This is a genomic window from Pseudalkalibacillus sp. Hm43 (assembly GCF_051842935.1).
Taxonomy (GTDB): domain Bacteria; phylum Bacillota; class Bacilli; order Bacillales; family Fictibacillaceae; genus Pseudalkalibacillus.
In genome coordinates this window covers 1,380,012-1,403,438 of sequence record NZ_JBPXRR010000001.1, presented here as the reverse complement: position 1 = coordinate 1,403,438, position 23,427 = coordinate 1,380,012, and the positions used below count along the sequence as shown (strand labels likewise).

Below are 23,427 nucleotides of genomic sequence, written 5' to 3'. Positions count from 1 at the left end.
CATTGATTCATTCCTCATTGGATATTGGTTAGAACGTCATCGACGGTTGTTATACCCTCTTTGACTTTTGTAAGGCCATCGTGAAGGAGCGTTTGAAATTCTTTTTCTTCCAGGTGTTCTCGGAACGCTTCTGCTGGACGGTTCTGTAAGATCATGTCTCTAAGTACATCGTCGATTGTCAATACTTCGTGGATTCCGACCAATCCTTTATAACCTGTATTGTTGCACAGCTTACATCCATCACCACGTACAACAGCAATCTTCGAACTTTTATTTGTCGTTACGAAGGAGCGGAAATTCCCGATTGCACTTTTGCTTTTCGCATCATCTGAAGGAACCAGTCCATGTGCTTCAAAAAGCTTGGATTCTTCATCAGACGCAGGCATGCTTTTCGCACACCGCTCACAAACCTTTCTCACCAATCGTTGGCTAACGATACAAGTTAAGGAGGTTGCGAGGAGATATGGCTCGATGCCCATATCAAGAATTCTTCGGATCGTTCCAACTGCATCTTTCCCATGGATCGAACCTAGAACGAGCCGTCCGGATAGTGATATTCGAGTTGATGCTTCTACTGTTTGTTTGTCCTCTAGATGACTGACCATGATGACATTAGGATCTTGAGTTAGCATTGTGCTTAATCCATTCGTGAAATTAAATCCGATTGAATCATTCACTTCCACTTGGGTAATTCCATCCAGCCGTCTATCAACACTTTGTTCAACGGATACAATTTTATGTTTTGGGTGATTGATATGGTCGAGAATGGAATACAGTGAAGTCGTTTTTCCACTCATTGATGGTCCTGAGATAAGGACAAAGCCGCTGCGACGATCAATGGCTGATTCCACTTGTTTCAGGTTGTTTTCACTAAAGCCGAACTCATTAAGTTTCAACAATTGATCCGTACGATCGATTAATTTTAAGACCGCACTTTCCCCATTAATGGTTGGAACCGTAGAAACCCGAATGTCGTAATCCGTATTATACGCTTCCTTATGTATGTACCCGGTTTGCGGGAGTCCCCTTTTTGACGCATTTAAACTCGCTATTGTTTTGATCCTACCTATAATTGATTCTTTCAGATCGTTTGAAATAACCTTTTGTTTTTCAAGCATCTGATTGATGCGATACTTGACTGAAAGACCATCTTTTTCAGCATCCAAGTGAATATCACTCGCATTTTGCTGGACAGCATACTCGATGATATCATTCAGCTCTTTAACAGAACTCAAAACCCCATAGTGATCGATAATCGCCATCTCTAGTTCACTTCTTGTTGCAATACAAGGTTGGACGATCATACCAGTCGTCTCCTGGATATCTTTGATGGCCTCTTGATTAAGGGGATCCACCATAGCCACTTTAAGCTTTCCACTCATTTGTTCAATCGGTATGAAGCAATGTTTTCTGGCTAGGGCTTCATGTATGAGTTGAATGGTACTACGGTTCGGTACAATCTCATCCATATTCACGACAGGTATGCCAAGTTGAAATTCTAGGGCTTCAGCGAGTTGACGTTCGGTTATGAGATGATCCTCTACTAATATTTCCCCTATCTTTTTAAAGGAATGGGTTTGTTTTTGGAGCGCGTTTTCAAGTTGATCCTCTGTAATCAGTCCATTCATGACCAATAATTCACCTATGCGCATATACAACCTCCTTTTGGTACTATTCCGACATTGATAGAAATAAAAGGATATTAATAGACATAAAAAGCCAATGTTTGAGCGGCCCGACGATCATGCCTCGTGAAGAGGATTAGACTCGTAGCTTTGCGTCCCCAACTTTCGTATGGGTTTGCCTTTTTTCATTCATTTGGCTTGAGTGGAATTTATTTTCTGTCTAGGAAAAATGACCCTTTTCTGTATGTTTCAATTATACTGTAAACCTATAGTTGGAAAAATAGAGCATTATCACTAAATTGAATGCTAGATAAAAAGGACCAACAAGTGAGTATTTTATGTTTTCAGAAAATAATACATAGGTATTTGTAACTAAGTTACAAACCAAGGGATTAGGTATAATGATGTGTTTCTAGATTACTCGATTATGTCGAAATAAAGAATATTATAGATTTTTAATCCATGAACCCTACCTGATTATGGTAAAATACTCATTACATCATGTTCTTAGGGTGATCTTACATAATGAAGGACTTAATATTTCACACAACACTGATCTTATCGTATTTGTTTTTAGTTGGATTCATCATGGGTTGGCGTGAACAGAACTTTTCACGGTTTGTAAACAGGCTGTTCATTGGAACTGGTACAGGGCTAATGGGAATCGTATTGATGTATTATTCTATAAGAATCACAGAAACAGTAATACTTGATATGCGGCACTTGTTCATGATTATCGCTGCCTTGTTTGGTGGTCCTATTTCGGCAATGCTTTCAGCAGTAATTATTGCCTCCGGAAGAATTTTACTCTTCGGAGTTACAGAAGCGTCATTGACGGTAGCTGTCTTGTTTGTATTCATCGGTGTCATTTACAGTTTGATTGCGAAATTGAGATACAACAATTACATTAAAGGATTCATCATGAACATGGTCACATTAGTGCTCGTATTCATGGTCATCAATCATCTTGTCAGTTTTACTCAAGCTATGGAAAGCACCATTTATCTATTCGCCATCTCAATTCCAGTCGGTTTTTTGACCGTTTCCCTTTGGATCTATCTTTATCGGTATAACGAGATGGTCAAGACTTATAAAGCACAAGCGAAGGTCGATTTTTTGACCAGCTTGAACAATGTCCGTAAGTTTGATGAAGAGATGAACGCATTTAAAAAACACCGGCTCCCAAAAGGCGAACGGTTATCGATTTTATTGATTGATATCGACTTCTTTAAGAAAGTGAATGATACTTATGGGCATGAAGCTGGAGATGAAGTCCTCCGCCAATTAGGTCAGGTATTGAAATCGAAAGCCAGGATGAAAGATATCGTGTCCAGAAATGGTGGCGAAGAGTTTTCGATCTTACTTCCAGATTGTGATTTGGAAACTGCTGAGGAAATAGCAGAACGCATACGAAATGCTGTAGAGAACCATATTTTCGATTTACCGGATGGGTCTGGCATCCAAATTACTGTATCCATCGGTGTAGCGAGCTTTCCGGACACCGTTAAAGTGTTTGATAAGTTATATAAGGAAGCGGATGAGGGTCTTTATAAAGCAAAACGCACAGGCAGGAATAAAGTTTGTGTCCCTACATAAAAAAGTGCGACCACGATGTTTTTCTAACTCATCGTGGTCGCTTTTTCATTACATCGGTTTAGGTGTTGGAGTAGGCTCCATCCCACTTTGACCGTATTTAGCTTCAATCATTGCTCTAATGTCTTTCAGGTCTGTCCCTTTTTCATATTCGAATTTAGCCTCACGGGCTATATTGACACAAATTCCTCAGCCAAGTCCCATATCATCCAGAACCGCCACGTTGTCTTCGATCTGATCTACGAAACAATCGGTATTGTTATTGTGGCCGGCATCATGGTGACACCCACAATAACACGGTATGTAATCCAATACTTCAGGATGGTGGACAGCAAAATCATAGGCTTCAATAGTAGCAGCATCAACCCCAAGATCCTTGAGGTGCGTCCAATCATTATTGTGCATATCATGGGTCATTTTGGTTGGTTGTTCTTCACTGCTACAAGCAGAAAGGAATAGAAACAGAGAAACCATCAGTAGGAAAATCCTTTTTCGGCACATGTTGTTCACCTCATACCTATCGTTACATAGTAACAGTATATCTGATAAATCAAAATAAAACATGTACCGATCTAACCTTTTTTGTTACTTTTTTATGAACGATTATTACTTCGTATAACGGTTCGCATAACTGGAAGCGACAAGTGACTCAGGTTTGATTTTTGCTTCAATGCCGTGCGCTTCAATCCGTGCGACCATTTCGGCGACGAATTCCCGTGTCTTATTCTGTTTTCCTTTCCCAATATCTAGATGCCCTTCCATAATGAAGCTTGATCCTTTATATACATGAGGAAGGACGATGTTGATGAACTGATTCTTGAGGTTTTCATCGAAAAGTGAGGCGACTTCTTCTGTCAAAGAGGTTTCATAGGAGATTTTCTGATGTAAATTCCGTATAGGATCGGGGTATCGGATTTTTCGATAGCATGCCCATGCTCCTTTTCCGACCCGTTGCATAACAAGCCCGGTAATGAAGATCGTTTCATTTTGATATACATGAGAATCGGTTCCAATCATGAGCTTATAGTTACCTAGTGGCTCTTTCCTCATGAAAGTAAGCATATGTTCACGGACTTCTTCAAAGGTCAGATGAGCGAAGGTCAGATTTCTGAAAGTCATCGGCTGATCCGCAAAGAAATAATGGTCTACCATATGCCGTTATCTCCTTTTTCTTAGCTTTGGAATTCTGAAATTCTGAAATATCAAATCCTGAGAGTAAATATAATCTTAAAATACCCATAAAACACTTTTGTTATAAAAATCATATGTCATTTCTTGTCTCACATACATAAATCATTGAAAAACTTACAGGAAATTTACAGTGTTATACTACTATCTTATTCAACCGAAGTACAAGATGTGTGGGACTTTACTATATGCAAAAAAGGAAGACCAATGATGGTCTCCCCTTCAACCCTTTATTCTGTCTATCATTTCAAGTGGATAAAATAATTCTCTGCATTTAGAGTGGATTTCCTCTTCGTGATTGATTGGATAAGATACGATCGTGCATGTGGAAGGTCCTGCGGATGCATGGAGGTCAAGTTCAGAGTTAACTTTAAAATCCTTGTGAAAGATTTGTTCCAGTTCCGCTTGTATTCCTTTTGAACCGACTGGCCATAAGTAAACATCCTCAAGTGCAGAAAGAGATTTAAACATTTCCAAAGGGATGACGAAACTCGAATGATCCATAACGCCTTGTCCGACCAAAGGTTTTCCAATGACAGCCCATCCGAACTCAGGACGAAACGATGGCATACTCCTTTTGACATGTTTGGCCTTCCCCGCCACTGCAATCCCGATGGCGGACTGGACCATTGAAAAATTACTTTCCGAACTTCCAGAAACATTTATGTGTCGCATTTCTAGCTCTTCTAGACCTTTATGTATCCCTTTCATCAATGAATGCCAATGACCTTCACCGTTGAAATTATGGAGGATGATCGAGGTTGGCTCACCACCTGCAGCCAAACACTCCATGACGGCAACTCGGAAGGAGTAATAGGCTAAGATGTCATATGGGACCTTTACCTCATCATTGTCTTTCTCACCAATTCCTCCACTGTTATCGCTTGTAAATATCAAGAATTGTTCAGACGTAATAGGTTGAATGACCGCATTTCTCAAGAGCTCCACTCCTTCATCGGACTTTTATTGAACATATTAGCACCCTTATGAACACTTATGACCGCGAGAATTGTATTCACGACTGCGCTCAACAATAAGGAAGGAACGATTGCGGTGTAAAAGGAAGCCCCGATGATCCAAATGAACGGTAAAGGCGCTAACAAAGCATTGCCACATACGAAAACGACACATGCTAGTCGCTTGATGCCTCTTTGGTATAGTCCACTAAAAAGGTATACAAAAAACGCCATCTCAAGACTGATGAGGACATGAAAAGGTCCAAGTGGCATACCTCCGAACAGAGCAGAAATCAAATGTCCAATGCCCGCCACAATCGCTCCAGGTATGCTGCCAATAAGCATACCTGCCATGAGGGCTGGAAATGTGTCTAATCCGATACTCCCAATAACAGCGGGTATCTTAATGGCGCCACCGATTGCCGAAAATGCTGTGAACAATGCTACTAGGCTGATGATTTTAGTTCGCATCTTCCGATCTTCCTTTAGGTTTTTTGAAAACAATCGCACTCCTCGCATATTCAACATCTTTCACATTCAGTCTGAAGTTGATGACTCTTGATAGCGCAAAAAAATAGTCCGATAGACGATTCAAGTATTGGAGTGGGCGTTCAATATCCTCAGCACCTGATTTCATAAGGTGTACGACCAATCTCTCTGCTCTTCTTGTAATCGTCCTGGCTATGTGGATGGATACTGCCGGTTTTGTACCGCCTGGAAGGATGAACTTTTCCAATTCAGGCGTTTCTGCAATCATTATATCGATCCGTTTTTCCAAGTAGGTGATTGATTCATGAGTGAGCTTCGGTTCATTCTTTTTCGTAATGTTGGAAAGATCTCCTCCACAGTCAAATAATTCATGCTGGATTTTCTCCAAATCAAAGCACACATCATTAAACAAGTCGGCATCCAATTCCGCTATCGCTTGGCCCACGAAAGCATTCAATTCATCTATGGTCCCATATGCTTCGACGCGGATATCGTCTTTATCGACTCTTCCTCCAATTACACTGGTTGTACCTGAATCACCTGTACGCGTATAAATTTTCATCATTTCGCCTCCGATTTAATGGTTTGATGAATGCCATACCAGATCAAATCTACCCGGCTAGCATGTTTGCTGATTTGTTGATAGCACCTTCCTGTGAGATCTCTCCAGTTACGTTCCTCGGACGAAATAGGGACAATTCCTTTCGTGATATCCGTACCGATCAGGATCATCTGTTTCGTGGTTTGTCTCTCCCAATCCATCCATCTTTCCAATAACTGCTCCCAATAGAATTCTGGTTGATCTTGCCTCATCACCTCATGCCGAATCCAGTTTTCTAGTCCTTCAAGGACGACCAGTGTGTGAGACAAATGATTGACATCTGTTGGTAACGAAGCGTTTTCATATTGTGATATCCAGATATACTCATCCCTGAGCGTTAAATTATAGTGTTGCTTTACCCAAGCACGCTTCCCGTTGAAGGAACCTCCTGTAACGAAGTGCATCGCTCTCCCCTCCTTAATTGACTCTCGGTAAAAGTAAGTTCGTAACCTGCTGCAAACGGGACTTCCCATTCCCAGAAGTTCTTGGGAACCGGAGCAAATCGGTGTAGCAAGCTTCGAATGACACCACCATGTGTGACGAGCGCAAGCCGTCTTCCCTTCCGATCGGCTAGTATTTTACTCCAGCCTTGCATAATCCTTTCTTGAAATTCATCCAACCCTTCTCCATCGGGAGGAGCGATTTGATCAGGATCGTCCAGCCATTTTTGGTAGTGAAGGTCGTGTTTCAGAGATTCATAGGTATGTCCTTCCCATGAACCGAAATTCATTTCCCTGAATTCCTTCAACAAAGTCGGTTCAGAATGTGGAAACAGTCGAAGACATGTTTGCTGACATCGCTTCAAGTCACTTGAAAAAAATTGGTCATATTCCTTGTGTGCAGGAGATATCCTATGTGCTTCATCTTCACCCAAAGAAAGATCATCCCATCCACAATATGTCCGGGTTCGATTGGCTTTCGTTATACCATGTCGATAGAGAGCAATATCCACCATGTCATCCATGCGAATAGTTCAACACCTTCCACTGAAGCCCCTATTACATCTCCGGTCATCCCGCCGAACCACTTCACGCTCTTCTTTCGAATGAACAGAAAAGTAATAAGACCCATTCCTGTTAAGGTAACGAAAAGGAAGATATTTATATCTGTTATTACCCATACGATAAACATGATGCCCCAAAATACCCAGTATTGAGGCATTCTCTTCTTCTTCACTGACTGATGGAATAAAGAAGCTAATCCTTCGTCTTTCGCGGGTGTGACGTGGACTAACAAATACCCCATGACCGTTCTGCTGATAAACGGAATGAGAATGATCGTAATGAATGCCTCGTTATTGGTAAATGATAAAATTTCATATATGAATAGGAACTTAGCGGCAAGTAGAATGATGACCGAAAGAACACCAAAGGCACCTGTTCTAGGATCTTTCATGATTTCAATCCGTTTTCTGACATCTTGATGAGAAAAAAACGCATCACTCGTATCCATCCAGCCGTCCAGATGGATCCCTCCTGTCAATACAATAGACAATACCCAGAGAGCAAAGGCAATGGCTATGGTTGAAAAAGGAGAAAACTGACTCAAAGCCACCACGATTAGATAATAGATGATACCTTGTAAAAGACCTAACAACGGAAATGTTTTGACCGCACGCTCAAGATGTGGCTGGTCCATCGGTATTTCCATTCGGATCGGTATGGAAGTGAAAAATTGCAGGTTCAGTAAGAACCCTTTTATGTATCCCACTTAAGTCACCCCTTTCATTACGATAGGAATGCCACATTCAACATGGAAAGCTTCGGAAGCTCGTTCCACAACTTGTTGATGGATCTTCCCCAGGACTTTTTTATAAGTCAGGACAACCTCGGAGTCCGTAGCTGCATCAAAAAAGACATCATTGCTGACAAGGATAAGGGTATGACAAGACCTGGCGATCATCTCAATATCCTCTACCATTTTAGCTCTGATGTGCTCTCCCCTTTTTTCACCGCCAATAAAAAACTCATTGTTCAACCATGTTGTCAAACAGTCCAAAAGTACAATATCTGTCTTTTGAAAATGCTTCGCTACAACTCGGATGTCTGTTGCTTGTTCAATGGTATTCCAGCTATCTAGTCGTCTGTCTTGTTGATGTCGTTGGATGCGTGATTCCATTTCTGGGTCGGTGGGAACCCCTGTTGCCACGTATTGAAGTTTACCAACAGAGTTCAGCGAAGCCTTCTGAGCCAATTTTTCTGCAAAGCGGCTTTTTCCACTTCGTACACCTCCACTGATGAAGACGATTTTCATCCTTATCCCCCTTCTCCTGATAAAACAAAAAGGAGCATTCACTCCTTTTTGTACATCCGTTTAATTGTCCATTCTTTTCCGATAATGCGCGATTGCTTCACTTGTACATGTGTAAACGGCCTGGCTGATCATTTTTCCTAATGGGGTGATGGTGCCTCCGAATTCGATCTCTTCTCCCTGCTGGGTAGAAGCGATTAAGATGCTGTCGGTTGCTGTCCCTGTGGCTAATGTCCCTGTAACCGGATCACGGACTTCCAGATCATGAAGTACCTTCGTTTTCACCTCTGTAGCGGTCATCATGCTTTGAATGAATGCTTCTTCGGTCATGCTCCCATTCACAAAAATCCAAGTATTGATTGTACCTGGCTGCAATTCCATCTCGTGGTGTCCACTCTTCGAAGCATCGATGGCATGTCCTACTCCAGCAGTAACGACGACGAACATGGAGAATCCTTCGCCATCCAAGAAGAGGTAAGAAAAATCCTCCAGATTGACTGCTGTCATCATCCCTACACAATCAGAGGGCTCATAACCGGTTTCTTTCAAATAATGCCGCATTTCCTCCCGATGGTCATTGCAATCGTAATCGAGTCCGACTCGACGATTGATGAACGTATCATGCCAACCCGTTCCGGAACCGATGACCCCGGAAGATAAGGTTTTCATGGGCTGAGGGGTTCGGATGACAATTCGTTCTTGGGTTCTATTCAACATCTCTGCATTGACTTTAAAAATGTGTCGGTCTTCCTGCTTTTCTGGAAGAAGCACCATTTGTGGTGCCGGGACCTTCGGGTGTGCCTGTTTCTTTATTTTCGTCCGGTAAACCGCCTGCACCCGATCTTCTCTTAACACTTCATTTGGTTTATGATGGATGTTCAGTTTGCCGTCTTCCATCAACAGCAATTGATCACAATATAATCCTGCAAGATTCAAGTCATGGAAGATGGAGATGACGGTCAATCCTTTTTCTCGTGTCCATGCTTTCAGCACATCCAATAATTCTTTCTGGTAAGACAGATCTAAATGGTTCGTCGGTTCATCAAGCAGGAGGATCTGAGGTTCTTGTGCAAGAGCTTGTGCGAGGAACACCCGTTGTTTTTCTCCTCCAGACAACGCTTGTATATCTTTGTTTTGAAAATGATGAATACCGGTTTGCTTCATGACAGATTGAACGATTGCTTCATCTTTGGGACTCCATGTTTGGAACCAACCTGATTGATGAGCATACCTTCCTAGCGCGACCGTATCTTTTACCGAATATGAAAAGCTCTGATTCGAATGCTGTGGTAGAACGGCTATGATTTTAGCCAATTCTTTCGCGGAGAAGGATTGTATCGGTTGATTCGCGATATCAACTGTACCTTTTTGGAAGGGTAAGATTCCGCTGATCATTTTCAACAACGTCGTCTTCCCACTTCCGTTGGGACCCAGTATACCGAACATTTCCCCATTGTTGACTCGAAATGATAGATCTTTGACGATCGGTACGCCAGCATATCCACCTGTCAGATTTTGAACGTTCAACATATTAACCACTTCTTTCTGATCTGCTCTTCATTAAGATCAGTGCAAAAACAGGCGCACCAATCAATGCAGTGATGACCCCGATCGGGAGTTCAGTCGGAGATATGATCGTCCGAGCAACAAGATCTGCTAAAATTAAGAAACCACTACCTGTCAAGATGGAAAGTGGCAGAAGATGCTTGTGGTCCGATCCCCATAACAATCTCGTCAGATGCGGAATAACAAGGCCGACGAATCCGATTGTTCCAGAAACAGCGACGGCAGCCCCAGTCAATATCGAACCTGCCGTCAGCACCGATAACTTTCTACGGTGAACATCTACACCGAGATGATGTGCCCGTTCTTCCCCAAAGGACATCGCGTTCAATTCTCTTGCATTGAAAAGGAGTATCCCAGCTCCTATGATCAAGAATGGCAGGATGATCTTGACATACACCCATCCACGCATGGATACACTGCCTAACAGCCATCCAATGATCTGTCTCAATTCATCTCCAGTAAGTGCAATCATCAATGAGATGACGGCGCTGAGAAAGGAACCGAATATGATACCCGTCAATATGATTGTTTCCACTCTCATGGATTTTTCAATTTTACGAGCAAAACTTAAAACAAGGACGATTGTCATAAACGATGAAACAATACTCAATAATGGTAATGTGAATGCTCCGACAAATGGTATGGATATTTGAAAAAACAACGTGACGACTGCTCCGACGGATGCACCGGAAGAGACTCCCAAAGTATACGGATCAGCTAACGGATTTCGGAGTAAGCCTTGAAAAGCGGCTCCTGCTATAGCAAGAGATGCGCCGACAAGGCTTGCCAGTATCACTCTTGGCAGCCGGACATTCAATACGATGTTCGTATGCATAGAATCAACTTGAGCTAAAGATATAAACGGAAAAATTTCATGACCTACAATGCGGATAATGCTTGAAATTGGTACATGCACGGTTCCGATTGAGATTCCGAGCACCATACTGATCAGTAGAAACAAGACGGAGCAAGCATAAGCGAGCAGTCTATTGTTCGCCAAACGCTTCCGGATAGACCGATTTTGCAAGCTCCTCTACTCCTTCAACCAATCTCGGACCTGACCGAGTGACCAGATCAGAGTGCACATCATATACCTGCTCCTCTTCAACAGCTGTCACATTGCTCCATCCTTCTCGTTGTAACACTTGTTGTTTTGGATTCTCTGTATAATAGCCATAGGTGGTAATAATGACATCTGGATTCTTATCAATGATCGTCTCTTGGTCGATTTTGGCCCATCCATCTATATCCTTTGAAACATTTTCTGCATTGATGATTTGGAGCATTTCATGCATGAACGTGTTTTTACCTGGTGTATAGATTTCCGGCTCTGGAGATACCTCGATGAACACAGATTTCTGATCTTCTATTTTCGCTACCTTCTTTTTAATGTCTTCCACTTTTGTTTTCATGTCTTCAATGATGGTATCGGCTTTGCTAGTTTCACCAGTTGCTTTACCGATCATTTCAATAGAGTCATAGACCTCTTCGAAATTTGCCGCTTCATTCACAACGATGACTGCGATGCCAGAATCACGTAGCTGTTGAATCGCATCAGATGCCATTTGGACACCAGATTCATGTGCGAGTACCAGGTCAGGATTCAAGGAGATGATTTTCTCCACATTCAGTTCTTGACCTCCAACCTTCTCTTTTTCACTTACCTCTTCAGGGTAGTTGTCATAGTCAGAAACCCCGACGATTTTTTTCCCTAAACCTAATTCATAAGCAACCTCTGTATTACTCGGTATGAGAGAGATGATGTTTTTTGGTTGGTCCTCAATCGTCACCTCTTGATCTGCGGCATCTTTAATCGTTACTGGAAAAGAAGCTTCATCTGTCTGTTCTGCAGTCTGATCGTTCGAAGAACCATTTTCAGATTGAGTTGGTTCATCATTACAGCCTGCCATTAAACCAAGGACGAGAAATAATGATAGAAAGATAGATAATACGTTTTTCATGAAGAATCCTCCTGAATGTTAGTGTAGTACGCTTTCATTTTCTGCAAAATAAAAAACATCTCCACGTAAGAACATGAAGATGTCGTATTGAACAAGTGATCGTGCAGAGCAATCAAATATCCGTGACACACCTCCCTATCCGCGTAGGTTTCAAGTGCTTGCAGAAATGGCAGGTCTCCTGGCTCATGGTCATTGTGGTCTACACCTTCCCGTACTTGACCGTACAGTGGCTAATCGCAGATTCACTCCCAATTACAGTGGCGGGACCGCGTTGGAATTACACCAACTTCCCTTTTAAGAGTTTGATGTTCTAACATCAAACTCACCAATTTCTTTATGTATGAAATTTTCCTAATATCGATTATACACCAGACTGATGGTTCAAAAGCAACCTTTTTTCGTAGATTGTGTAAAAATTTGATAGACGATGTCTACTATTCCTACAACTATTAATGAGCATTGTGAACGGTAAGAGAGTGATCTTTGAGTAAGGACCACCCTCCTAAGCACCTATACCAACCCATACTTGTTCCGATAATGACTCAATGCCATAAGTGGCCAAATATACCGGTAACTGTGGTAGTGGATGTAAAATCCAGCTGCCATCCCCTGACCTTTCGGGTATTGTTCGGTCCATCCTTCTTTATTGCCATTTCTGACTAGAAAATCGATGCCATTGTCTATCTTCGCATTTGGGACGTCTGATATCGAAATCAGAGCATCTAAAGCCCAGGCGGTCTGTGTCAACGTACTTTCTCCAAGGGGGATGTATTTTCGTTCAATATCACTATTGCAGGACTCCCCCCATCCGCCATCCTGGTTTTGTATGGAGTAAAGCCAATCGACGGCTCGCTTTACGGTCTTATCATCCTTACCTTTTCCACATGCAGCCATGCCGGTCAGAGCCGCCCAAGTCCCATAGATGTAACAGATGCCCCACCTCCCATACCAGGAACCATCTTCACGTTGGTTTTGTGCGAGCCATTTCAGCCCCTTTTTGATGGCGGGATGATTTCTATTCAATTGCGTATAGTTCCCTAGAAACTCTAACGTTCTCCCTGTCAAATCTGCAGTAGAGGGATCCAGGAGAAGGTATTCCGCTCCTTGAATGGGAGCAAGCGCCAACCATTTCTTATCAACCCCTCTTTCAAAAGCAGGCCACCCACCATCCTGATTCTGCATCGACAGTATCCATTTCAGGCCGCTCTTCCAATATTGCTGATAGGAGGGATTTTCGGACACTTGCGTTCGAATGGCACGTAGACTTGCGGTCGTATCATCTACATCTGGGTTGATTGTATTGATATTGGAAAAACCCCATCCTCCTGGAATGGTGTCTGGATTGTTCAACACCCAATCACCGAATTTGTATTGTTGACGGGTCAATAAATACTGATTCGCTTTTTGTATGGCTGGTATTGTGTAAGACAAACCAGCATCTTGTAGCGTATGACTGATCAAGGAAGTATTCCACACATCTGCAGTCGTATATTGCATATGGATGGTTCCATCCATATGATCCGCCATGCTGAAAATACCTCTACATGCGTTGATGATTAATGGATGATTTTTAGGATAACCGAGCGACAACAGAGCAAAGATCATGAAAAAGGTCGCACTGTAGTAGCTTAGGAGTGTTCCATCAGGTTCAATTCGTTTCAGCATATATTGTAAAGCCGCTTCGATGCTTTTTGCTTTCAGTTTCTCAGGTGTTTCTGATAATTTTTGTAATTGTTCATTGATTATTGTTAACATGCCACGCCATTCTCTCGTCTGAGATACACTCGTTCTCTTTTGTTCAGATGTATACAGATGCTTAAGATCTGGAGTATATGAAGTTGGCAATTGAAATTTCTTTTCCCTAAGAATCAACACGGGGGCAAGGTTCGCTCTCCCGAATACAGAAAAATCATAAAAATTTAATGGAGCTTTTAAGGGGAAAAGCATAATCTCAATCGGCATGGATACGATGGAAGACCAGTCATACTGTCCTGTAAGAGCGAGCAGGAATTTCGTAAATGTACCAGCATGCTCTATACCTCCCTCTCGTGTTATGAAGGATGAAGCCTTCTCCATATAGGGATCATCTTTCTTTACATAGCCTGAATAGAGTAAGGCATTATAGGCTTGAATAGTCGATGACAAGTCTCCATTCGGTTGGTCCTTGAACAGTTTCCACGATCCATCTCCCTCTTGCTTTCGGAGGAGTCTTTCCTTTAACGACTGAATGAAACCCTCCTCATGTATTCCCAAACTTCGTAATAAAATGATGGTATAGGCATCGGTCGCTATACCCGTTTCAAATGCATAATTCCAAGATCCATCTGAAGATTGATTGCTCAACAATTTGGCTACGATCCGTTCCATTTCTTGTTCAATGTTATCTACCAACGTCATCAACCTCCTTTCACCATCTTATTCAGAGGTTTGAGTGGACATCACACTTAGAGGAGGTGCAAATATGCATGATTCTCATTATATGGAGCTTGTACACTCCATCCAACAAGAGACCAAAGCATTGAACGTAAACAACGTAACCAGGACGATGGCTTACTTGGACTATTTTCGAAGGAACCCTGAAATTGACTGGTCTTTCCTTGCCCACATGGTCTCGAGAAATGCTGGTTGGAATATGACGGATCTGAAAGGAGAATTTCTTCCTAAGCTTCTTTCTGAAGAGGAAAGGACTCATTATTTCATGTGGCTTGAACGGGGAAATTGGTTGATTTTCCAGGATGCTTTTCCTCAGTTATTGCTTTATGAAGCTAGTAAGAGACAGCGAGCTCCTTTGTTTTCATTACTTCATCATTTTCATGTTTCACGTTTCATGGAAAAGAACTGGAATGACTTTTGGCGCGACGAGGATCAGTCCAAGTTGACCATCGCTCTGATCATCAATGAACAGAACTATATTGAAACAAGAATTATCCAGAATGAAGAATATAAAGTGAAGATCATGGACAAAACATCGTTTGCCCTCCAAGACCTGTTGAATCTCAACTACATTCTATTTCCCTATGAAGAAGGATCCAGTAGAGTTAATTTACTTGGTCGCATCGTTCACGATTTTACGTCCCTAGAGGAACGAATCAGCATCGGAAAATGTCTGTATGCGATTCTTTTCCAGTCTTCAGGTCACCTACAATCCGTACTCAACTGGGCTTTCAAACAAAATCATACGGCATCAAGAAAAGACTTCTGGCCACACCTCTTCCATGATGTGAAAGTTTCCTTGCCAGGTAGACTATTCAACCCACAAATCAAATCCTGCAACTTGAAAAAAGGTGTCCCGAAACTTTACAGTCCACAACTTCAATATGTATGGCCTGATGTGGACCATGAAGCTCCAATGATTCACGATTGGTACCAAGGAGCATTGCCGAATGACTTGTTTTCTCCAACACTTGGAGATGAGAGTAACAGTGTTAAAAAGAACTACTGCAGCTCACTGGAAAAACTCAGCCTTGCGGTATACACAAAGAAAGCGATATTTGAGCGTAGGTGAGGTTCAATTTAGTGTATCTTCTCTTCTTACGAGGGAAACGCCCCATAAAATGAGAGGAAACACAAATCCGAACAGAAATACGTAAATTTGCATCGTTTCGGTGAACTCAATGAGAAATGCCACATTTGGAAAAATATTATTTGCCAGTACGTACATAAGCAATCCTAGTGGCAAAGTCAGCACTTTATAATCCTTGATTTCGAGTGTCTGTGCGAGCCCTAGCGATACGACGTATGTTAAGATCGTCAGCTTCATGAAGACCGTTGTAAACCAAATGAATGCCACCATCGCTTCAACTCGTTGGAAGAATCCTCCCAGATTGATTTGTTTTGCAAGGTCATAACTTGAATATATGCTTTCTGTCGTCTCTTCTACTCCAGCAACCAGTATAGAAACTGATGAAACAAGTATAAGAAGAACGCCACCAACCATTGTGCCGATCAACATTCCATTCTTCGTTTTTTCAGGTCGGTTCACATACGGTATGATCATCATGAATACGATGAGTTCTAAAAAAGGAAATGTGAGAAAGGAAAAGCTTGCATGAAGGACCGGTTTGAGTCCGTTCTCTAACACAGGTTGTACCTTACGTATGTCGATTTGAGGAGCAATCGTGAACAATAAAACAAAATATAACAGAAGGACCCAGGGAAGAAATAATTCACCAGCACGGGAAAACGTCTCCAACCCTAGTCGAACCGCTAGGATGACAACAAGTAGAAAACTGATATGGATAGCTTGTATCGGTGTTTCGACCATCATCACCGTCACCATGAAATCCCCTATGTCCCTAAGTACAAAAACACAAAGCAGAAACACGAACAAGATGAGGTAAATGATGGAGACGATCTTTCCGATCCATTTCCCAAAGAGGGCTTCCAGGATCTCCGCAAAATTTTTCTCTGGGTACTTTGATGCAAGCTTATAATATAAGAGGGTTACAGATAACCCTATCCCTAAACTGATTAAGCCGGATATCCATGTATCTTGTTTCGCATTAGTAGCAAGGATAGATGGAATGACCAAAATCGTTGTTCCGATGACATAAAAAAGAACGAGGATCGTAAATTGGCGGACACTGATCTTTCCCTTTTCAATCATCTCCATCCTCCTTTGTTACTTGAAGATTTCATAAAACTTTTCTGTGATCGGACTTAATATCGATTGTATCCATAATAATGGTGATGGAATCATTCTTCCCGTATTCTGATAGATCAACAATCCGAGACCGATACACAATGTAACCCCGAATACCAACAATGCCCTTTTGTTGCGTACCTTCCATAAGGGAACACCATCCATACCGATAATAATAATGATTGCAATGAAAATGAATAAGAAATTCCACATGGGATTACTCCTTCAAGTTATTGATGAATGGATTACTTCTTCTTCCGGATTGACGGATATTCACCTCAACCTTGACGTTAATTGGCATATCGACGAAAGTTTCATCCCATTTTGATTTGATGCGTTTCCAATAAGCAGGATGTGCACGATGGATCTCATCTCCAAAACCAAAAATATCAAGCTGGAAATCTTCTTTCGCTACAGTGATTGCATGGTTGATTTGCATTTCAATATCTTTCTCGGTTTGCTTCTCCAATCGCTCGATCGTTTCGGAAGTCTGCAAATTGATAGGACACTCGACCTCTCCTACGTTCCCAGTAGCTTTTACATTTACCTCCATATGAGGCTGACCATTCATCATTTTGCTGGTCATTTTTGAATTTGTATTCAATATCTCTATGGATATGCTGTCCTTTTCTTCCTTACAAGGAATGTTCACAATTGTGCTGGTGACATCACTGATGATATAGTTGTACCCTTTGCTCTGAGACTCATCCAGCCAGCCTTTTAATCGATCCCCTTCAAAAACTGCCAAATCATTGTATTGAAGTCTCGTCGATGGATCTACTGACTGTAAATTTTCCATCTGTTTTCCTGCTTTCTCATCCCCTATAATCTGTACACCACTGATGACAGGATGCTTACCCTGGCTTGTAAACTGATCCAGCAAATCTCCGAATTTCAAAGCGGCGGTAGGTGCCCAAACTTTTGATGAAGTTTCCAGCTTGGTAAAAAGGTTTTGCGCTGTAATCTTTTCGACAGGTACCAAGAGATCAAGAATGTCTTGTGCATCGTGATCCTTTGCAATGACGACGTAAAAATCAGGTCGGAATTCCTGATCACGTTCCATTAAATCTAGCGAAGTGGCAATACCTTCTTCAGCAGCCTTCTCTCCAATTACGAGCATCCGTAGGTGTGGAAAATACGTTTTACGAGGGACGGTTTTGGTCATCCTTCGTAAGGCTTCAAACAGTGAATCCCCTTTTTCTTGATACGTTACAATCGGTGCACGTGATCCACCGGATTGTTTTGTCGAGATTTCAGCAGGATTGACCAGTTGGACAGTGAGAAGAACTTGATCATCTTCTGTCTTATCGATTCCTAAACCCACCGCTATTCCAATTTCATTCAATTCCCTGCTGTTCCAACACCCGCTTAAGATGAGAAGGGAAATATAGACTACGATCAATCTCAGTTTCATCACGATCTCCCTTTCATTTTGACCCTTTTGTCTTTTGTCGGACGACATCCTTCTGACTCAACAGTTTAGGTCGAGTGAATAAAAGATTTTGTGGCAAACGGATAAGGGTATCTTTCTGGTCTTGCAAATTTGATGGTGCCAATGGCGACATGTATGGAATACCAAATGAACGTAAGCTACAGAGATGTAAGGAAAGCGCGAATAATCCTAAAGCTATTCCATAAAGACCGAATGTAGCAGCAAACATCATAAATAAAAATCGAAGTATACGGATTGAAATGGCCAAATTGTACGAAGGAATGATGAAATTTGAAATCGCTGTGATGGAAACGACGATGACCATGGCAGGCGAAACGAAGCCAGCTTCCACAGCTGCCTGTCCAACGACTAATGCCCCTACAATGGATATCGTCTGTCCAACAGCGACAGGCAATCGAATTCCCGCTTCTCTCAGTATCTCAAGCGTCACTTCCATTAAAATCGCTTCGAAAATGGCTGGAAAAGGGATCCCTTCTCTTTGTGCAGCAAGACTGATCAACAGATTCGTCGGCAACATCTCTTGATGGAATGTACTCAGTGCAATGTAAAAAGCAGGCCCAAGCAAGGAGACGAAGAAGCTGAAAACCCTTAATAATCGCAGTAAACTTGATATGTCCCACCGCTGGTAGGAATCTTCTGCTGAATGGAAGAATTGTACGAAAAGGGCTGGAACCAATAAGACGAATGGGGATCCGTTTACAATAATGGCGACTTTGCCTTCCAACAATCCAGCAGCGATGACATCCGGTTTTTCAGAATTGAATGTAGTTGGAAACGGTGAATACGTCTCATCTTCTATCAATTCCTCTATGTTTCCACTTTCTAAAATCGCATCGATGTCGATCCGGTCAAGCCGTTGATTGACTTCTTCTACGATCTTTTCATTGACCACTCCTTCAAGAAACAAGACTGCTACATCTGTCCGGGTGGAGCGTCCAATGACCTTGGATTTGACCCGTAAGTTCGGATCTCTGATTTTTCTCCGAACCATAGCTGTATTCAGTTCAATGGATTCCGTGAAGGCCTCTTTCGGTCCCCGGACCACAGGTTCAGCCGTAGACTCCTGAACACCTCTGAAATTTTGATTGTCCGCATCAATTACATAACCAAGCTCTTCACCCTCCATCAGTAATACCGCATCACCTGATAGGATGGATTGTATTAATTCATTCAGATTCTCAAACTGTTCAAGTTCACCGATCGGCAATTCCTTAGATTGTTGAGTAACCTCATCCGTTCTTTGAATGACCAAATTCGTCGTAAAATGATTGACTGTTGAAGCATCTACAATCCCCTTCAAAAAGATCAGAGACGCGTTCTTCGATTTTGCCGACATGAGCGTGAATCTTTTCACTTGTAAATCGGAACTGTTTCCCAGGGCTTGTGTAATGACCTCCACATTTTCTTCCATGTTTGAAGAAAGCGGTCTTGGTCGATCGGTAACTTCGAAAGCGTGAGGTTCTGACTTGTCTAAAGATTTTCGGATCGGTTTTTTTCGATAGCCCATGAAGAACTCTCCTGCTGTTCATTTCTTTTAGCTTTCCATGTAGATTCGCCTTTATGCATTATTTGGAAATTGTTCATCTCAGACTTTTGAATGAGAGATGTTTCTACTTATGAAGGATTCAAGATGAAAATCGTTAATTTAAACTAATAGGTGTAGAAAAACAAAGGAGGGTTCACATGTTGGAAGAAAAAATCGAAGCAGGATCAATTGAAAATTTGAAACAAGAAGGCGCAAAAGTCATTAAAGGCGGGAATCATGGAATTGCTGTCTTTGTGCATGATGGAGAAATTCACGCTGTGGATAATCGTTGCCCACATATGGGGTTCCCGCTTCATATGGGAAGCTTGTGCGATGGTATCCTCACTTGTCATTGGCACCATGCACGCTTTGATGTGAAAAGTGGCGGAACACTCGACCCATGGGCAGATGATGTACCGACTTATCCGGTTGAAGTTGTAAATGATCAAGTGTATGTCGTACCGGTCCCTCATCAGAAAACCACCATCCAGAAACTCCAAAGACGGTTACGAGAAGGACTAGAACAAAGTTTAAGCCTTGTAATTGCCAAGGCAGTCGTCGGGTTGGTCGAAGCAGGCGTGTCCCCTACTGAAATTTCCAAAGTAGGAATTGAGTTCGGCACGAAACATCGGCAAAGTGGCTGGAGATCAGGTTTGACAATTTTGACAGCCATGACGAACGTCTTGCCCAAACTTGATAAAACAGGTCAGATTTTAGCGTTGTATCAAGGATTGGTACATGTTGCAAGAGAAAGTTCAGGGATGGGGACACGTTTTTTGTTAGGCTCTTTGCCGCAAACCGATCTTGGAGAAAATCAAACGAAAGAACAATTGATGAAATGGTATCGACATTGTGTCGAAGTCCGGGACCAGCAAGGTGCTGAACGAGTACTGTTGACTGCAATTGAAACGTGTTGGTCCGATGAACAGATTTCAGATATGATGATGACTGCTGTTACAGACCACTTTTACATCAATGCCGGACATACCCTTGATTTCCATAACAAAGCGTTCGAAATATTGGAGCATATCGGGGATGAATCTCGTCCGTACATTCTTTCTTCCCTCTTACCAGGGATTTCGAATGTAACTCGAAGTGAAGAATCACACAGTTGGCAATCGCCGGTCAATTTGGTTAAACCCTTACACCAAGCGTTTGAAAAACTTCCTGATATTCTAAAAAATGAAGGATCAGAGACATCCATTGATGAAGAAGCGATTCTTGAGCAGATCCTATCTGATCGACCTGTGGAAACCGTACAGGTTATGATGGAATCATTAGAAAGTGGTCTTTCTCCTGAGAGACTTGCGCAGCTGGTTTCATTAGCAGCAGCCGAACGGATCGCCCATTTTCATACGCAGAATGATTTCAGCGATTGGATTACAGTATTGCACACTTTCACCCATGCGCATGCGGTGCATCAATCGTTGAAACGTTCGAGAACGGTTGAATTGACACGCGGTGTTTTCCATGCGGCGATGAGCGTTTATTTGGACCGGTTTTTGAACATGCCGAAAGCAAGAAAGCCGAAACCGACCGACGAGCCGTTAGATTCTGATAACCTATCTGAACTGCTGGATCTTATGAATAAGCAGCAGCAAGTTACGGAGGCTGCGAAATGGGTGGTGACCTATCTTTCCAATAATGGTGATAAATCAAGTCTCTTCAATACATTAGGGCATGCTTTATTACGGGAGGATGCTGAATTCCACTCTTTCCAAATGTATGAAGCAGCATTAATGGAACATGATGAATGGGAAAAGGATGAAAGTTCTCTCGCAAAACGGGCTCAGGAAACGTTGATTGTTGCTGTCACCCGCTATCTTGCAGGTCACGCTCCAACTTCCCGCGAAATGCCACACATGGCTACCATTGCGATGAGGCTACAACGCGGAGAGAGGCTATTTGAAGAAGAATAATGGTAAAAATAATAGTGCTCTATCGGCCTACACGCTGATGGAGCATTTTTATGTAAAAAATCACCGCAACTTCCTCACATGTATCTCATTTAAGAATAGAAAAAGGTGACTATGATAGCCACCCTCTTTACTTACCTCACCTGACTTCTACAGGAAAGGTCCTACCAGCTTACGAAAGCACACCCTACAATGATGAGTAGGACAAACAATACGACGATCAAAGCGAAACCATTTCCACGTCCGTATGACATAAAAAAACTCCTTTCTCCAGTGAATTAAAGAAGGTTTACTTCTTATTATCACCGTATGCATGTCTGGCACTTTTGTTTGGACAAGTGTACTAGAAGGTTGTACACATTTTTTGCAAATCTTCATTAAGAGCCAGTCTTTTCCGTGAATTGTTAGGTGTTCAAACAATCCATCCCATTGGACAAGTCATATAGTATTACTAGTTCATAGATACCTAGTAGGTGACAAGGGAGGTTCAAAAAATGTTTGAAGATCGGCGAACCAAGAAGGGTTTTTGTATTTTTCCAGGTTACAGATATTGTGGACCCGGCTGCAGCGGACCAGGGTTTCCAATTAACGATGTTGATGCTGCTTGTAAAATACATGATGAGTGTTATGAAATGTATGGACCTTGTTTAGAATGTGACCTGGAATTCATGGAGAGGTTACGAGAGGAAATGCAATATGACACAGAGGTAGGTCGACATGCACGAATCATGTATCGTTTCATGAGAATCAAGACTTTCTTCGCCCGTTATTAGTTTAATCTTATAATCATTTCATAAAAAAAAGAGGAACTCTGAAGAGTCCTCTAGATACATAGAATTCAGGTTTTATTGATTTTAGACTACTGACTGGTTCCTGGGATTTCACACCCTTCAGGACCACAATCAAGCTCACCGTTCTTCTTCGCCTCTTCTTCCCTCTCTTGTTTCAGAAGCGTTTGTTGCCAGTCGGTATCGATCTTATCCGTAAATTTCTCAGGGTGGCGGATATACCATCTTTGCTTTCGAATAAGGAAGTTATCCGGATCTAACTGAAGGGCTTCGTCCAGTTCCTTCAATGCATCTTCCTTTTGTTCGTTTTTCAAGTATTGCATACCGAGCTTGTATTTTGTTTCGGCCAGTTGGATTTGCACCTGTTCGACTTGGGATGGTGGTGAATAATAGGAGTCTTCCAACTCTATCTTTTCTACTTTTTCGTCCAGTAACTGCTTGACGGCATCGAGATGTGTTTTCTCCGTCACTTTAAAGCCTTGCTTGATCAACCTAATCGTTCCATTTTCATCTACAAAAATTCCGTTCGGGACAATTTTAAATTGGAAAAGACTACTCAGTTTGTTCTCCGTATCAACGACTGTCGTGAATGTGGTTCCTTCCACATAAGGTTTGACCACTTCAGGACCTTGTAGATCGACTGCTACAGATAAAATCTCAAAATCTTCTCTTGCCATTTGCTCATAGAATTCCTGCCATCCAGGCAGTTGCTCCCGGCATCTTCACCAGGATGCCCACATGAAGATCAGTGCTTTCTTGCCCTTCAGTTGTGCCGTTGAAAAAGTTTTCCCGTCAAGGTCCTGTAGTTGCACATCCGGTATAGTTTCAAGCAACATGACATCATCTCCTTTGCCAACCATTATAAAGGCTCCTG

26 protein-coding genes and 2 riboswitches are annotated in these 23,427 nt (G+C 42.1%); of the genes, 5 read left to right on the top strand and 21 right to left on the bottom strand.

What is annotated here, in order from left to right; genetic code table 11:
- Positions 1 to 14: 14 nt before the first annotated feature.
- On the bottom strand, positions 15 to 1,652 hold the full coding sequence (locus ACSVDE_RS07575; protein WP_439300318.1) for a GspE/PulE family protein: 1,638 nt from the start codon (positions 1,650 to 1,652) through the stop codon (positions 15 to 17).
- 74 nt (positions 1,653 to 1,726) lie between these two features.
- Positions 1,727 to 1,815: riboswitch (cyclic di-GMP riboswitch) on the bottom strand.
- 335 nt (positions 1,816 to 2,150) lie between these two features.
- Between ACSVDE_RS07575 and ACSVDE_RS07570 the strand changes: the two genes are divergently transcribed.
- On the top strand, positions 2,151 to 3,221 hold the full coding sequence (locus ACSVDE_RS07570; RefSeq protein WP_439300317.1) for a GGDEF domain-containing protein: 1,071 nt from the start codon (positions 2,151 to 2,153) through the stop codon (positions 3,219 to 3,221).
- 48 nt (positions 3,222 to 3,269) lie between these two features.
- Here ACSVDE_RS07570 and ACSVDE_RS07565 read toward each other — a convergent pair whose 3' ends face one another.
- From ACSVDE_RS07565 to shc, 13 genes are all read right to left on the bottom strand, one after another.
- Positions 3,270 to 3,719, bottom strand: a complete 450-nt coding sequence (locus tag ACSVDE_RS07565) for a PCYCGC motif-containing (lipo)protein (protein ID WP_439300316.1) — start codon at positions 3,717 to 3,719, stop codon at positions 3,270 to 3,272.
- Between the two features lie 105 nt (positions 3,720 to 3,824).
- Entirely contained in the window at positions 3,825 to 4,370 is a 546-nt protein-coding gene (locus ACSVDE_RS07560) for a ribonuclease H-like YkuK family protein (protein ID WP_439300315.1), read from the bottom strand.
- Positions 4,371 to 4,628: 258 nt separating this feature from the next.
- Positions 4,629 to 5,345: an ATP-binding protein gene (locus ACSVDE_RS07555; protein WP_439300314.1), complete on the bottom strand. Its 717-nt coding sequence runs from the start codon at positions 5,343 to 5,345 to the stop codon at positions 4,629 to 4,631.
- Positions 5,342 to 5,833, bottom strand: coding sequence for an ECF transporter S component (locus ACSVDE_RS07550; protein ID WP_439300313.1), 492 nt, complete (start codon positions 5,831 to 5,833; stop codon positions 5,342 to 5,344). The genes ACSVDE_RS07555 and ACSVDE_RS07550 overlap by 4 nt, the downstream gene beginning before the upstream one ends.
- Positions 5,823 to 6,413 carry a cob(I)yrinic acid a,c-diamide adenosyltransferase gene (locus tag ACSVDE_RS07545; RefSeq protein WP_439300312.1) on the bottom strand — a complete coding sequence of 197 codons (591 nt, stop codon included), beginning with the start codon at positions 6,411 to 6,413 and terminating at the stop codon, positions 5,823 to 5,825. Before ACSVDE_RS07545 ends, ACSVDE_RS07550 begins: the two co-directional genes overlap by 11 nt.
- Positions 6,413 to 6,856: a bifunctional adenosylcobinamide kinase/adenosylcobinamide-phosphate guanylyltransferase gene (locus ACSVDE_RS07540; protein ID WP_439300311.1), complete on the bottom strand. Its 444-nt coding sequence runs from the start codon at positions 6,854 to 6,856 to the stop codon at positions 6,413 to 6,415. Before ACSVDE_RS07540 ends, ACSVDE_RS07545 begins: the two co-directional genes overlap by 1 nt.
- Positions 6,808 to 7,407, bottom strand: coding sequence for a histidine phosphatase family protein (locus ACSVDE_RS07535; RefSeq protein WP_439301951.1), 600 nt, complete (start codon positions 7,405 to 7,407; stop codon positions 6,808 to 6,810). Before ACSVDE_RS07535 ends, ACSVDE_RS07540 begins: the two co-directional genes overlap by 49 nt.
- The gene (gene cobS, locus ACSVDE_RS07530; protein ID WP_439300310.1) at positions 7,374 to 8,162 is read right to left on the bottom strand and encodes an adenosylcobinamide-GDP ribazoletransferase; all 789 of its coding nucleotides are present in this window, start codon (positions 8,160 to 8,162) and stop codon (positions 7,374 to 7,376) included. Before cobS ends, ACSVDE_RS07535 begins: the two co-directional genes overlap by 34 nt.
- The gene (locus ACSVDE_RS07525; RefSeq protein ID WP_439300309.1) at positions 8,163 to 8,705 is read right to left on the bottom strand and encodes a bifunctional adenosylcobinamide kinase/adenosylcobinamide-phosphate guanylyltransferase; all 543 of its coding nucleotides are present in this window, start codon (positions 8,703 to 8,705) and stop codon (positions 8,163 to 8,165) included.
- Positions 8,706 to 8,765: 60 nt separating this feature from the next.
- Positions 8,766 to 10,232 carry an adenosylcobinamide amidohydrolase gene (locus ACSVDE_RS07520; protein ID WP_439300308.1) on the bottom strand — a complete coding sequence of 489 codons (1,467 nt, stop codon included), beginning with the start codon at positions 10,230 to 10,232 and terminating at the stop codon, positions 8,766 to 8,768.
- A gap of 1 nt (position 10,233) precedes the next feature.
- Positions 10,234 to 11,295 carry a FecCD family ABC transporter permease gene (locus ACSVDE_RS07515; protein ID WP_439300307.1) on the bottom strand — a complete coding sequence of 354 codons (1,062 nt, stop codon included), beginning with the start codon at positions 11,293 to 11,295 and terminating at the stop codon, positions 10,234 to 10,236.
- Positions 11,255 to 12,229 (bottom strand): ABC transporter substrate-binding protein, encoded by a 975-nt coding sequence (locus tag ACSVDE_RS07510; RefSeq protein WP_439300306.1) that lies wholly within the window; start codon positions 12,227 to 12,229, stop codon positions 11,255 to 11,257. Before ACSVDE_RS07510 ends, ACSVDE_RS07515 begins: the two co-directional genes overlap by 41 nt.
- 151 nt (positions 12,230 to 12,380) lie before the next feature.
- Positions 12,381 to 12,574, bottom strand: a riboswitch (cobalamin riboswitch).
- Between the two features lie 165 nt (positions 12,575 to 12,739).
- Positions 12,740 to 14,620, bottom strand: coding sequence for a squalene--hopene cyclase (gene shc, locus ACSVDE_RS07505; RefSeq protein ID WP_439300305.1), 1,881 nt, complete (start codon positions 14,618 to 14,620; stop codon positions 12,740 to 12,742).
- A gap of 70 nt (positions 14,621 to 14,690) precedes the next feature.
- On the opposite strand from shc, the gene ACSVDE_RS07500 reads away from it, so the two are divergent.
- Entirely contained in the window at positions 14,691 to 15,734 is a 1,044-nt protein-coding gene (locus ACSVDE_RS07500) for a DUF2515 family protein (RefSeq protein ID WP_439300304.1), read from the top strand.
- Positions 15,735 to 15,737: 3 nt separating this feature from the next.
- Here the strand turns inward: ACSVDE_RS07500 and ACSVDE_RS07495 are convergent, their stop codons facing one another.
- Genes ACSVDE_RS07495 through ACSVDE_RS07480 form a run of 4 tightly spaced genes read right to left on the bottom strand, consistent with a single transcriptional unit; the run spans position 15,738 to position 19,831 of the window.
- A complete protein-coding gene (locus ACSVDE_RS07495) occupies positions 15,738 to 16,835 on the bottom strand; it encodes a GerAB/ArcD/ProY family transporter (protein WP_439300303.1) in 1,098 nt (365 codons plus the stop codon).
- A 15-nt stretch (positions 16,836 to 16,850) separates the two neighbouring features.
- Positions 16,851 to 17,084, bottom strand: a complete 234-nt coding sequence (locus ACSVDE_RS07490; protein ID WP_439300302.1) for a hypothetical protein — start codon at positions 17,082 to 17,084, stop codon at positions 16,851 to 16,853.
- Positions 17,085 to 17,088: 4 nt separating this feature from the next.
- Complete coding sequence (locus ACSVDE_RS07485; RefSeq protein ID WP_439300301.1) at positions 17,089 to 18,285, bottom strand: Ger(x)C family spore germination protein; 1,197 nt, start codon at positions 18,283 to 18,285, stop codon at positions 17,089 to 17,091.
- 13 nt (positions 18,286 to 18,298) lie between these two features.
- Positions 18,299 to 19,831, bottom strand: a complete 1,533-nt coding sequence (locus tag ACSVDE_RS07480; RefSeq protein WP_439300300.1) for a spore germination protein — start codon at positions 19,829 to 19,831, stop codon at positions 18,299 to 18,301.
- A gap of 179 nt (positions 19,832 to 20,010) precedes the next feature.
- On the opposite strand from ACSVDE_RS07480, the gene ACSVDE_RS07475 reads away from it, so the two are divergent.
- The gene (locus ACSVDE_RS07475; protein ID WP_439301950.1) at positions 20,011 to 21,768 is read left to right on the top strand and encodes a Rieske (2Fe-2S) protein; all 1,758 of its coding nucleotides are present in this window, start codon (positions 20,011 to 20,013) and stop codon (positions 21,766 to 21,768) included.
- 161 nt (positions 21,769 to 21,929) lie between these two features.
- Here ACSVDE_RS07475 and ACSVDE_RS07470 read toward each other — a convergent pair whose 3' ends face one another.
- Positions 21,930 to 22,019: a YjcZ family sporulation protein gene (locus ACSVDE_RS07470; protein ID WP_439300299.1), complete on the bottom strand. Its 90-nt coding sequence runs from the start codon at positions 22,017 to 22,019 to the stop codon at positions 21,930 to 21,932.
- Between the two features lie 244 nt (positions 22,020 to 22,263).
- Between ACSVDE_RS07470 and ACSVDE_RS07465 the strand changes: the two genes are divergently transcribed.
- Together ACSVDE_RS07465 and ACSVDE_RS07460 are read left to right on the top strand one after the other, a co-directional pair.
- The gene (locus tag ACSVDE_RS07465; RefSeq protein WP_439302032.1) at positions 22,264 to 22,416 is read left to right on the top strand and encodes a hypothetical protein; all 153 of its coding nucleotides are present in this window, start codon (positions 22,264 to 22,266) and stop codon (positions 22,414 to 22,416) included.
- On the top strand, positions 22,350 to 22,538 hold the full coding sequence (locus tag ACSVDE_RS07460) for a hypothetical protein (RefSeq protein WP_439301949.1): 189 nt from the start codon (positions 22,350 to 22,352) through the stop codon (positions 22,536 to 22,538). Before ACSVDE_RS07465 ends, ACSVDE_RS07460 begins: the two co-directional genes overlap by 67 nt.
- Before the next feature lie 86 nt (positions 22,539 to 22,624).
- Here the strand turns inward: ACSVDE_RS07460 and ACSVDE_RS07455 are convergent, their stop codons facing one another.
- Together ACSVDE_RS07455 and ACSVDE_RS07450 are read right to left on the bottom strand one after the other, a co-directional pair.
- Positions 22,625 to 23,230 (bottom strand): tetratricopeptide repeat protein, encoded by a 606-nt coding sequence (locus tag ACSVDE_RS07455; protein WP_439300298.1) that lies wholly within the window; start codon positions 23,228 to 23,230, stop codon positions 22,625 to 22,627.
- A gap of 45 nt (positions 23,231 to 23,275) precedes the next feature.
- Positions 23,276 to 23,413: a TlpA family protein disulfide reductase gene (locus ACSVDE_RS07450; RefSeq protein WP_439300297.1), complete on the bottom strand. Its 138-nt coding sequence runs from the start codon at positions 23,411 to 23,413 to the stop codon at positions 23,276 to 23,278.
- Positions 23,414 to 23,427 lie beyond the last annotated feature (14 nt).

What these genes read in the sequence shown, in the direction of transcription:
- ACSVDE_RS07575 (WP_439300318.1), bottom strand. Translation starts at nt 1,652, where the DNA reads ATGCGCATAGGTGAATTATTGGTCATGAATGGACTGATTACAGAGGAT.
- ACSVDE_RS07570 (WP_439300317.1), top strand. Translation starts at nt 2,151, where the DNA reads ATGAAGGACTTAATATTTCACACAACACTGATCTTATCGTATTTGTTT.
- ACSVDE_RS07560 (WP_439300315.1), bottom strand. Translation starts at nt 4,370, where the DNA reads ATGGTAGACCATTATTTCTTTGCGGATCAGCCGATGACTTTCAGAAAT.
- ACSVDE_RS07550 (WP_439300313.1), bottom strand. Translation starts at nt 5,833, where the DNA reads ATGCGAACTAAAATCATCAGCCTAGTAGCATTGTTCACAGCATTTTCG.
- ACSVDE_RS07545 (WP_439300312.1), bottom strand. Translation starts at nt 6,413, where the DNA reads ATGAAAATTTATACGCGTACAGGTGATTCAGGTACAACCAGTGTAATT.
- ACSVDE_RS07540 (WP_439300311.1), bottom strand. Translation starts at nt 6,856, where the DNA reads ATGCACTTCGTTACAGGAGGTTCCTTCAACGGGAAGCGTGCTTGGGTA.
- ACSVDE_RS07535 (WP_439301951.1), bottom strand. Translation starts at nt 7,407, where the DNA reads ATGGTGGATATTGCTCTCTATCGACATGGTATAACGAAAGCCAATCGA.
- ACSVDE_RS07525 (WP_439300309.1), bottom strand. Translation starts at nt 8,705, where the DNA reads ATGAAAATCGTCTTCATCAGTGGAGGTGTACGAAGTGGAAAAAGCCGC.
- ACSVDE_RS07520 (WP_439300308.1), bottom strand. Translation starts at nt 10,232, where the DNA reads ATGTTGAACGTTCAAAATCTGACAGGTGGATATGCTGGCGTACCGATC.
- ACSVDE_RS07510 (WP_439300306.1), bottom strand. Translation starts at nt 12,229, where the DNA reads ATGAAAAACGTATTATCTATCTTTCTATCATTATTTCTCGTCCTTGGT.
- ACSVDE_RS07500 (WP_439300304.1), top strand. Translation starts at nt 14,691, where the DNA reads ATGCATGATTCTCATTATATGGAGCTTGTACACTCCATCCAACAAGAG.
- ACSVDE_RS07495 (WP_439300303.1), bottom strand. Translation starts at nt 16,835, where the DNA reads ATGATTGAAAAGGGAAAGATCAGTGTCCGCCAATTTACGATCCTCGTT.
- ACSVDE_RS07490 (WP_439300302.1), bottom strand. Translation starts at nt 17,084, where the DNA reads ATGTGGAATTTCTTATTCATTTTCATTGCAATCATTATTATTATCGGT.
- ACSVDE_RS07485 (WP_439300301.1), bottom strand. Translation starts at nt 18,285, where the DNA reads ATGAAACTGAGATTGATCGTAGTCTATATTTCCCTTCTCATCTTAAGC.
- ACSVDE_RS07480 (WP_439300300.1), bottom strand. Translation starts at nt 19,831, where the DNA reads ATGGGCTATCGAAAAAAACCGATCCGAAAATCTTTAGACAAGTCAGAA.
- ACSVDE_RS07470 (WP_439300299.1), bottom strand. Translation starts at nt 22,019, where the DNA reads ATGTCATACGGACGTGGAAATGGTTTCGCTTTGATCGTCGTATTGTTT.
- ACSVDE_RS07455 (WP_439300298.1), bottom strand. Translation starts at nt 23,230, where the DNA reads ATGGCAAGAGAAGATTTTGAGATTTTATCTGTAGCAGTCGATCTACAA.
- ACSVDE_RS07450 (WP_439300297.1), bottom strand. Translation starts at nt 23,413, where the DNA reads ATGGTTGGCAAAGGAGATGATGTCATGTTGCTTGAAACTATACCGGAT.